9 protein-coding genes are annotated in these 8,511 nt (G+C 67.9%); 6 read left to right on the forward strand and 3 right to left on the reverse strand.

Annotation, left to right across the window (positions count from 1 at the left end):
• Positions 1-235 precede the first annotated feature (235 nt).
• Complete coding sequence (locus AC5E6L_RS12000; protein WP_491228561.1) at positions 236-892, reverse strand: outer membrane protein; 657 nt, start codon at positions 890-892, stop codon at positions 236-238.
• A gap of 87 nt (positions 893-979) precedes the next feature.
• A complete protein-coding gene (locus AC5E6L_RS12005; RefSeq protein ID WP_491773564.1) occupies positions 980-1,729 on the reverse strand; it encodes a L,D-transpeptidase in 750 nt (249 codons plus the stop codon).
• A gap of 231 nt (positions 1,730-1,960) precedes the next feature.
• Between AC5E6L_RS12005 and AC5E6L_RS12010 the strand changes: the two genes are divergently transcribed.
• From AC5E6L_RS12010 to hisG, 6 genes are all read left to right on the forward strand, one after another.
• Positions 1,961-2,638 (forward strand): DNA-3-methyladenine glycosylase I, encoded by a 678-nt coding sequence (locus tag AC5E6L_RS12010; protein WP_491773566.1) that lies wholly within the window; start codon positions 1,961-1,963, stop codon positions 2,636-2,638.
• 110 nt (positions 2,639-2,748) lie between these two features.
• The gene (locus tag AC5E6L_RS12015; protein ID WP_491228558.1) at positions 2,749-3,216 is read left to right on the forward strand and encodes a BA14K family protein; all 468 of its coding nucleotides are present in this window, start codon (positions 2,749-2,751) and stop codon (positions 3,214-3,216) included.
• A 105-nt stretch (positions 3,217-3,321) separates the two neighbouring features.
• Positions 3,322-4,863: a histidine--tRNA ligase gene (hisS, locus tag AC5E6L_RS12020; protein WP_491228557.1), complete on the forward strand. Its 1,542-nt coding sequence runs from the start codon at positions 3,322-3,324 to the stop codon at positions 4,861-4,863.
• An 87-nt stretch (positions 4,864-4,950) separates the two neighbouring features.
• Complete coding sequence (locus AC5E6L_RS12025; protein WP_491228556.1) at positions 4,951-5,232, forward strand: endonuclease domain-containing protein; 282 nt, start codon at positions 4,951-4,953, stop codon at positions 5,230-5,232.
• Positions 5,229-6,350, forward strand: coding sequence for an ATP phosphoribosyltransferase regulatory subunit (locus AC5E6L_RS12030; protein ID WP_491773569.1), 1,122 nt, complete (start codon positions 5,229-5,231; stop codon positions 6,348-6,350). The genes AC5E6L_RS12025 and AC5E6L_RS12030 overlap by 4 nt, the downstream gene beginning before the upstream one ends.
• Positions 6,347-7,039: an ATP phosphoribosyltransferase gene (gene hisG / locus AC5E6L_RS12035; protein ID WP_491228554.1), complete on the forward strand. Its 693-nt coding sequence runs from the start codon at positions 6,347-6,349 to the stop codon at positions 7,037-7,039. The genes AC5E6L_RS12030 and hisG overlap by 4 nt, the downstream gene beginning before the upstream one ends.
• Positions 7,040-7,084: 45 nt before the next feature.
• On the opposite strand, the gene fumC is transcribed toward hisG, so the two are convergent.
• Entirely contained in the window at positions 7,085-8,485 is a 1,401-nt protein-coding gene (gene fumC, locus AC5E6L_RS12040; protein WP_491228553.1) for a class II fumarate hydratase, read from the reverse strand.
• Between the last annotated feature and the right edge of the window lie 26 nt (positions 8,486-8,511).

Genomic DNA, 8,511 nt, shown 5'->3' on the forward strand with positions numbered 1-8,511 from the left:
TGTTGCCGGCCTCCGGCTTGGACGTCTTTTCCGCCGGCGGCGTCGTCAAAAGCCTTGCGCGATCGTCGGATCGCGCCGCGGTGTTTTCCTCGCCGCGGCGAAAAACCCTGTCCATCAAACCGCTCCCATCCAAAGACAAACCGCTCTAAAGACAAACCGCTCTCATGCGCTGGTCGAGGCCGCCCGATAGACCAAGAGGAAAAGGCGGTCCGCCGCTTCCGGGCTGGCGCCGGGCTCAGAAATGGACCGAAAGACCGCCAACCACCGCGTTGGTGGCGATGTCGGTTCTCAGCCTGGCCCCCTCGGTGAGGGTCAAATCGTTCATGGCGTAGTTGAACTGGTACTCGCCGAACACGGACAGCCAGTCCGTGATATAGTAATTGGCGCCCAACTGGGCCTGGAACGCGGCGCCGCCGATCTGGTATTCGAAGGTCGTGCCCTCCGGACGCGTTACCTCGACATGGGGGATGGACAGGCCGACGCCGGCCCCCGCATAGGGTTCGAACCCGTGCCGGCGCTGGAACCTGCGCATGGCGTTGACGGTCACGATGTTGATGCCGTCGGAGAATTCGAACCGCGTCCAGCCGTCGGTCCTCGAAAATGTCTCGGCGTCGGCATAGACCTTTGCGTGGGTGAAATCGACCGACACGCCCCATTGCGGCATGCCGAATCGTTCAAGCCAGTAGGTGCCGCGCATGCCCCAATAGGGTGGCGTCTCGAAGGACCGGCCCTCCCAGCCGGCCGTGAAGCGCTCGGCGCCGACACCGGTGACCGTCACCAGGCTCTGCGGCGCCGTCTGCCAGCCGCCATAGGCGGAAAGCTGGAACTGAGCCGCCGCGATGGCGGTGGACGATGCCATGATGGCGGCGGCCAGAACGGTCCTGTAAAGCATGGCGCCCTCTTGCGTGGATGAGCGTCCCATAGACCAGACGGCGGGCCGCGCCAATCAAATTCGGCTCGAATGCGGACGCGGGCGCCGCTACCGCACGATCACCTTGGCGCCGACGCCGACGCGCGCATAAAGATCCTCGACGTCCTGGTTGCGCATGCGGATGCAGCCCGAGGACACGGCTTGCCCGATGGTCCAGGGCTGGTTGGTGCCATGGATGCGGTAGAGCGTCGAGCCCAGATAGAGCGCGCGGGCGCCGAGCGGGTTTTCGGGGCCGCCGGGCATGTAGGCGGGCAGGTGGCGGCCCTTTCTGGCCTCGCGGGCGATCATCGCCGCCGGCGGGCGCCAGCTCGGCCATTGCGCCTTGCGCGTGATCGTCTCGGTTCCCTTCCACGCAAAGCCCTGCTTGCCGACGCCGACGCCGTAGCGCCTGGCCGTGCCGTCTTCACCGACCAGATAGAGGAACCGGTCACGGGTATCGATCACGATCGTGCCCGCCCGTTCGCCGCCATTGTAGGCGACGGTCCGTGGCAGGTAGACCGGGTCGATGGCGCGCGCGGGCGGCGTCGCCGGCCGGGACAGGGCCGCTTGCCGGAGGGCGGTGGCGGGCGCGCCGACCTGCCGACGGTCGTGGTCGCGGCGCGTGATCACCCGCGGCGCGGTCGCCCGGGCACCTTGTGTCCTTGGGCTCTGCAACTGCATCACCCAGGGCGCGGTCAGGTCCGGGCTGAGCACGATCGGCGGTGGCGTGGCGTAGCGGTCGCCGGCCGCCGCGGAAGCCTGAAGGGCGAGGGCGAGAACCGCCGAAAGGGCGGCGGCGCGGGTCGTGATGGCTGTCATCGGTCCTGCTCTGATCCTCTCGAAACGTCTTGCTCGAAACGCCTTGCTTGAAACGTCTTGCCGAAGGCTCGTGACGGGACTGTCGGGAGCGGCGCGCTTCGGACCATGACTCCGGCGGCCAAGCAAAATATGAATAGGACGGCACAAAGGGCCGCCGCGCGCCGAAAGCTTTCGGCAAGGTTAGCGCCCCGTTGGCGCAGGCGGTGAACGGGACATGAAGGAAGGTGGTTAATGGCCGAAAACGACCTGACCGACGCGAAACGGGCCGAGGGGGGCGGGCTTCCCCGCGGTCTCGTGCGCGGCGAGGACGGCAAGCTGCGCTGCTGGTGGCATGGCGGCAAGCCCGACTATCTGGCCTATCACGACATCGAATGGGGCCGGCCGGTGGCCGACGATACGCGCCTGTTCGAGAAGATCTGCCTTGAAGGCTTCCAGTCCGGCCTTTCCTGGCTGACGATCCTGAGAAAGCGCGACAATTTCCGCGCCGCCTTCGCCGGGTTCGACTTCGAGAAGGTGGCGCGCTTCGGCGACGCCGACATTGAACGGTTGCTCGGCGATGCGGGCATCGTGCGCCACCGGGGCAAGATCGAAAGCACCATCAACAATGCGCGCCGCGCGATCGAGATGTGCGATGAATTCGGTTCGCTCGCCGCCTGGTTCTGGTCGCGCGAGCCGGGGGCGGACGAGCGCCCGGCCGTGGCCGACCATGCAAGCCTTGCGCAGATGGCCACGACGCCGACCTCGACCGCGATCTCACGGGACCTCAAGAAGCGCGGCTGGAGCTTTGTCGGCCCGACCACCGTCTATGCCTTCATGCAGGCCATGGGGCTGGTCAACGACCATCTGGAAGGCTGCTGGCGCCGGCCCGAGGTCGAGGCCGCGCGCGCCGCTTTCGCGCGGCCGCGCTGACCGTGGTCGCCGGCCTTCCGGCGCGCCGGAAGGCGGCCCCTTTGAACCGGCACGGGATTCATGCTTTATTGACCATGGAAGGGACCATGCCGGGAAATGGGAGCGTTCCGATGAAATCGACGAGATTTGTGCTTGGCCTGGCCATGGCCGCCGGATTGGCGTTCGCGCCGAATGCGGGCGCCATGCCGGCACCGAAACCGCCCGCCGGCCTTGCGCCGGCCGCGCAGGGCGATGTGGTTCTGGCGGGCCATCACGGCCAGGTTCGCATCGGCATTCACTGGCACGGCAAGCACATCTATTACAATGGCCATCGCGGCTATCGCCACAAGCGCCACGGCTACCGGCATCATCACGGATACTGGTTCCCGCGCGGAGCCTTCGTGGTGGTGGTGCCGCGCCAGCGCTACATCCCGGCGCGGCCGTACCATCCGCCCAAGCGCATCAAGCCGCGCATCGTCCGGCTGAGCCATTCGCACTATCGCTGGTGCGATGCGAAGTACCGCTCCTACCGGTCGAGCGACAACACGTTCCAGCCCTATCACGGGCCGCGCAAACAATGCGTGTCTCCCTATTATTGACCCGGCCGTGACATAGGCGCGCCGCGCGCCGCCCTTGCGGCGGAAAAACCGGTCGTCTAGGAAAAGCGCGCGCCTTTGGCGCGCTTTTTCCGTTCAGGTTCTCCCATGTCCGACACAAAAAAGACCAAGCCGCAAACGCTCAAGGCGCGGCTTCCGCGTGGTTTCGCCGATCGTTCGCCGGCCGATATCCGCGCGACCGAGGCGATGGTCGAAAAGATCAGGGGCGTGTTCGAGCGCTACGGCTTCGACCCGGTCGAAACGCCGATGTTCGAATATACCGACGCGCTGGGCAAGTTCCTGCCCGACCAGGACCGGCCCAATGAAGGGGTCTTCTCGCTTCAGGACGATGACGGGCAATGGATGAGCCTGCGCTACGATTTGACCGCGCCGCTGGCGCGGCACGTGGCGCAGACCATCAACGCGATCGCGCTGCCCTACCGCACCTATCGGGCGGGCTGGGTGTTCCGCAACGAAAAGCCGGGGCCGGGCCGCTTTCGCCAGTTCATGCAGTTCGACGCCGACACAATTGGTGCTCATGGTGTGCAGGCCGACGCCGAAATGGCGATGATGATGGCCGACACGATGGAGGCGCTGGGCATCAAGCGCGGCGACTATGTGATCCGCGTGAACAACCGCAAGGTGCTGGACGGCGTGATGGAAGCCATCGGCCTCGGCGGCGACGAGAATGCCGGGCGACGGCTGACCGTGCTGCGTGCCATCGACAAGCTGGACCGGCTCGGCATCGAAGGCGTGCGCCAATTGCTCGGCGAGGGCCGCAAGGACGAGAGCGGGGATTTCACGCCGGGGGCAGGGTTGGATGAGGAGCAGATCGAGACGGTCTTCACAACGTTCAGCTTCAAGTTGGAGGCGGTAGCGAAGCCTGAGGGCACCACTGTCAGTTCGGTTGATGGTGTCCCCGCGAAGGTGTTTGCTTCCGGTTCAGGTGAAGCTGCACTGGCTAAGGGAATAAGTGAACTCAACGAGATTTCCCTGATTGTACGCGCCTGCGGCTACGGCCCCGACCGCATCCGCATTGATCCCTCGGTCGTCCGCGGCCTCGAATATTACACCGGGCCGGTCTACGAGGCCGAACTTTTGTTCGACGTCACCAACGAAAAGGGCGAGACGGTACAGTTCGGCTCGGTCGGCGGCGGGGGGCGCTATGACGGCCTCGTCAAGCGCTTCACCGGGCAGGACGTGCCGGCCACCGGCTTTTCCATCGGCGTCTCGCGCCTGATGACGGCGCTGAAGAACCTCGGCATGCTGGATGAGCGCGGCCTGCCCGCGCCGGTGCTCGTCACCGTGATGGACGGCGGCACCGAGGCGCTCGGGCGGTACCAGAAGTTCACGCAGGATTTGCGCGAGGCCGGCATCCGCGCCGAAATGTATCAGGGCAACTGGAAGAAGTTCGGCAACCAGTTGCGTTACGCGGACCGGCGCGGCTGTCCGATCGCCGTCATTCAGGGCTCGGACGAGCGCGCCTCAGGCAAGATCCAGCTCAAGGACATGATCGAAGGCCGCCGCCAGGCCGCCGCGATCGAGTCGAACGAGGAATATCGCGCCGTCCGTCCGGGACAGACGCTGATCGACCAGGCCGATCTGGTGGCGACGGTCCAGGCGATGCTCGCCGATCAGAACGATGGGTGAACTCGGCTCCCGCGCCTGTATCCCGATCCAGGTCGACAAGAAGGCGACTGGACGCCCGCCCAACATGATCGACGGTCAAAAGCGGTTATGGCGGGCGCTTCGCCCGTTCAAGCGGAACCATGGCGTCCATGTCCGCCGACAGGCGTCGATCAGCCCCCTATCGTCGATTTCGCGATCCAATCGCACGGGCTCGCCATCGAACCGGGCGGCGAGCATCGCCACGGGCCCGAAGGCATGGCGCGCGACCGGGCAAGGGATGCAAAGCGGAACGAACTGGGCTATCGCACCCACCGGATCAATACGGGCGAACTGGGCGACAATCTTGACGGCTGCATCGAAACGCTGTTGCGGGGCCTTGGCGTGACATGAGCGCCCATCGCTCATTTGCCGCCCGCGCCGATATCGAAACGATCCTCGCCGGGCTCGGCGCCGCGCGCATCGACGTGCCGGTGTTGCAGCCGGCCGACCCGTTCCTCGACATGGCGGGCGAGGAGATGCGCCGGCGCATCTTCGTCACGCAAAGCGAGACGGGCGAGGCGCTGTGCCTGCGGCCCGAATTCACCATTCCGGTGTGCCGCGCCCATGTGGCCGCCGGCGCGCCACCGGCGCGCCACGGCTATGTCGGCACGGTGTTCCGCCAGCGGCGGGCGGGTGGGAGCGAGTTCCTGCAGGCGGGCATCGAGGACATCGGCGATGCGAACATCATCGCGGCCGACGCCGGCGCCGTGGCCGACGCCGCCGCGATGCTCGAAAGGCTGGGCGTGCCGGCCGATCGCGCCACGATCGTCATCGGCGACCAGACCGTGTTCGACGCGGTGCTCGCCGCGCTCGGCCTGCCAGCCGGCTGGCGTCTGACCCTGGCGCACGCCTTCGGCAGCAACCAGGCGATCGCGGCGACGCTCGACCGGCTGGGCGGACCCTCGCCCATGCCGGACATGTCCGCGCCGATCGCGGTCCCGGCACGGGCCGGCGATCGCCCGGCGCTGGAGGCGGCCATCGCCACCGAACTGCGCGCGGGCGGCCTGTCCGGGGCGGGCGGGCGCACCGCCGCCGACATTGCCGGGCGGCTTCTGGCCAAGGTCGAGGCGGCGCGGCTGACCCCCGATCCGGCCCGGCTCGACGCTCTGAGCGGATTTCTGGCCATCGATGCGCGGCTCGACGATGCGCCGGCGGCGATCGCGGACTGGTCGGCGGCGGCCGGCGTCGACCTGTCGGCGGCCATGGCGCCGTTCCTCGCCCGCATCGAAGCGATCGGTGCCCGCGATCCCGGCGGGGCGCCGATGACCTATAGGTCGAGCTTCGGCCGGCGGCTCGATTACTATACCGGGCTCGTTTTCGAGGTCCGCGGCCGCGACGGCGTCGTTCTGGCCGGCGGCGGCCGCTACGACCGGCTGCTGCCCCTGCTCGGCGCGCCGGAGCCGACGCCCGGCGTGGGCTTTTCGGTCTGGCTCGACCGCGTTGCCGGCCTTGCGGGAGGCGGCCGATGAGCACCGCGACGCTCGCAATGCCCTCCAAGGGCCGCCTCAAGGAGGACGCGCTCGCCCTGCTCGCCGGGATCGGGATCGCCGTCCTGCCGCCCGCCGACAGCCGCTCCTATCGCGCATGTGTTGCCGGGCGCGACGATCTGGAGGTGGTCTTCCTGTCGGCGTCGGAGATCGCGCGCGAGGTCGGCGCGGGACGGATCGATGCCGGCATCACCGGCGAGGATCTGGTGCGCGAGGGCTTCGCAGACAGCGAAACGCGCCTTACCCTGGCGGCGCGGCTGGGCTTCGGACGCGCCGATGTGGTCGTCGCCGTGCCCGATGCCTGGTACGATGTCGAAACCATGGCCGACCTCGGCGAGGTGGCGGCGGGCTTTCGCGCCCGGCACGGCCGCCGCCTGCGCATCGCCACCAAATACTGGCGGCTGACCCAGCGCCATTTCAGCCAGGAGCACGGCATCCAGCTCTACAGGATCATCGAGAGCCTCGGGGCGACAGAGGGCGCGCCTGCGGCCGGGCAGGCCGATGCGATCGTCGACATCACATCGACCGGCTCGACCCTGCGCGCCAACCGGCTCAAGGTGCTCGAAGACGGCGTGATCCTGAAGTCCGAGGCCTGCCTGTTCACCGCGCCCGGCAGCGTGCCGCCGCCGATCGGCGCCATTGCCCAACGGCTGGCCGCGCCACTGCGCTGAGCGGCAAGGCGCGCCCTTGACGGGGCCCGCCATTTGCGTCCCCGGTCAGTCCCGCGCGCCGATCATGGCCTCCGGCCGGACGATCCGGTCGAAATCCCCGGCCGTGACGTGGCCGCCGCCGACGGCCTCCTCGCGCAGCGTCGTGCCGTTCCGGTGCGCCGCCTTGGCGATCGCCGCCGCCGCATCGTAGCCGATGTGCGGCGCCAGCGCCGTCACCAGCATCAGCGAGCGCTCGACCAGTTCGGCGATGCGCGCGCGGTCGGGCTCGATGCCGGCGAGGCAGCGCTCGGTGAACGAGGTCATGGCGTCGGCGGCCAGGCGGATCGATTGCAGCACGTTGAGCGCGATCACCGGCTTGAACACGTTCAGCTCGAAATGGCCCTGGGCGGCGGCCATGGTGATCGTGGTGTGGTTGCCCATGATCTGGGTTGCGACCATGGACAGCGCCTCGGCCTGGGTCGGATTGACCTTGCCGGGCATGATCGACGAGCCGGGCTCGTTGGCGGGCATGATGAGCTCGCCCAGGCCCGAGCGCGGACCGGACCCCAGAAACCGGATGTCGTTGGCGATCTTGAACAGGTCGGCGGCCAGCGCGTTGAGGCTGCCGTGGAAATCGGTCAGCGCGGCGTGCGAGGCGAGCGCGGCGAACTTGTTGGGCGCGGTCTTGAACGGCAGGCCGGTCGCCTCGGCGATGCGCGCGGCGAACCCGGTCGCAAAGCCCGCAGGCGCGTTCAGGCCGGTGCCGACGGCGGTCCCGCCCTGGGCCAGCGCATAGACATTGATCAGGTCATGGTCGATGCGCGTGCGCGACAGTTCCAGCGCCGCCCCATAGCCGGACATCTCCTGTCCGAGCGTCAGGGGCGTCGCGTCCTGGGTGTGGGTGCGGCCGATCTTGACGATATCGGCGAAGGCTTCGGCCTTTTCGTTCAGAACGGCGATCATCCGGTCGAGCGCGGGCAGCAGGCGATCGTGCGTCTCCAGCGCCGTTGCGATGTGCATCGCCGTCGGGAACGTGTCGTTCGAGGACTGGCTGGCATTGACGTGATCGTTGGGGTGGACGGGCGTCTTCGAGCCCATCTGGCCGCCCAGCATCTCGATCGCCCGGTTGGCGATCACCTCGTTGGCGTTCATGTTGGTCTGGGTGCCCGAGCCGGTCTGCCAGACGACGAGCGGAAAATGATCGTCGAGGCCGCCATCGGCGACCTGCCGTGCCGCGCGCGCGATGGCCTCGGCGAGGTCCGCATCGAGGACGCCGAGCGCGACATTGGTTTCGGCCGCCGCCGCCTTGATCAGGCCGAGCGCGCGAATGAGCGGCGTCGGCATGCGCTCCTCGCCGATCGGGAAGTTGCCGATCGAACGCTGGGTCTGCGCGCCCCAGTAGCGGCCAGCGGGCACATCGATCGTGCCCATCGTGTCCGTTTCGCTGCGGTTTTCGTTGCTGTTCATCACCACCTCCGGCCGTCGATATGGGT

Source organism: Roseitalea sp., assembly GCF_984466335.1.

Coding starts and splice junctions, on each gene's coding strand:
- AC5E6L_RS12000 (WP_491228561.1), bottom strand. CDS start 892: ATGCTTTACAGGACCGTTCTGGCCGCCGCCATCATGGCATCGTCCACC.
- AC5E6L_RS12005 (WP_491773564.1), bottom strand. CDS start 1,729: ATGACAGCCATCACGACCCGCGCCGCCGCCCTTTCGGCGGTTCTCGCC.
- AC5E6L_RS12010 (WP_491773566.1), top strand. CDS start 1,961: ATGGCCGAAAACGACCTGACCGACGCGAAACGGGCCGAGGGGGGCGGG.
- AC5E6L_RS12015 (WP_491228558.1), top strand. CDS start 2,749: ATGAAATCGACGAGATTTGTGCTTGGCCTGGCCATGGCCGCCGGATTG.
- hisS (WP_491228557.1), top strand. CDS start 3,322: ATGTCCGACACAAAAAAGACCAAGCCGCAAACGCTCAAGGCGCGGCTT.
- AC5E6L_RS12025 (WP_491228556.1), top strand. CDS start 4,951: ATGGCGGGCGCTTCGCCCGTTCAAGCGGAACCATGGCGTCCATGTCCG.
- AC5E6L_RS12030 (WP_491773569.1), top strand. CDS start 5,229: ATGAGCGCCCATCGCTCATTTGCCGCCCGCGCCGATATCGAAACGATC.
- hisG (WP_491228554.1), top strand. CDS start 6,347: ATGAGCACCGCGACGCTCGCAATGCCCTCCAAGGGCCGCCTCAAGGAG.
- fumC (WP_491228553.1), bottom strand. CDS start 8,485: ATGAACAGCAACGAAAACCGCAGCGAAACGGACACGATGGGCACGATC.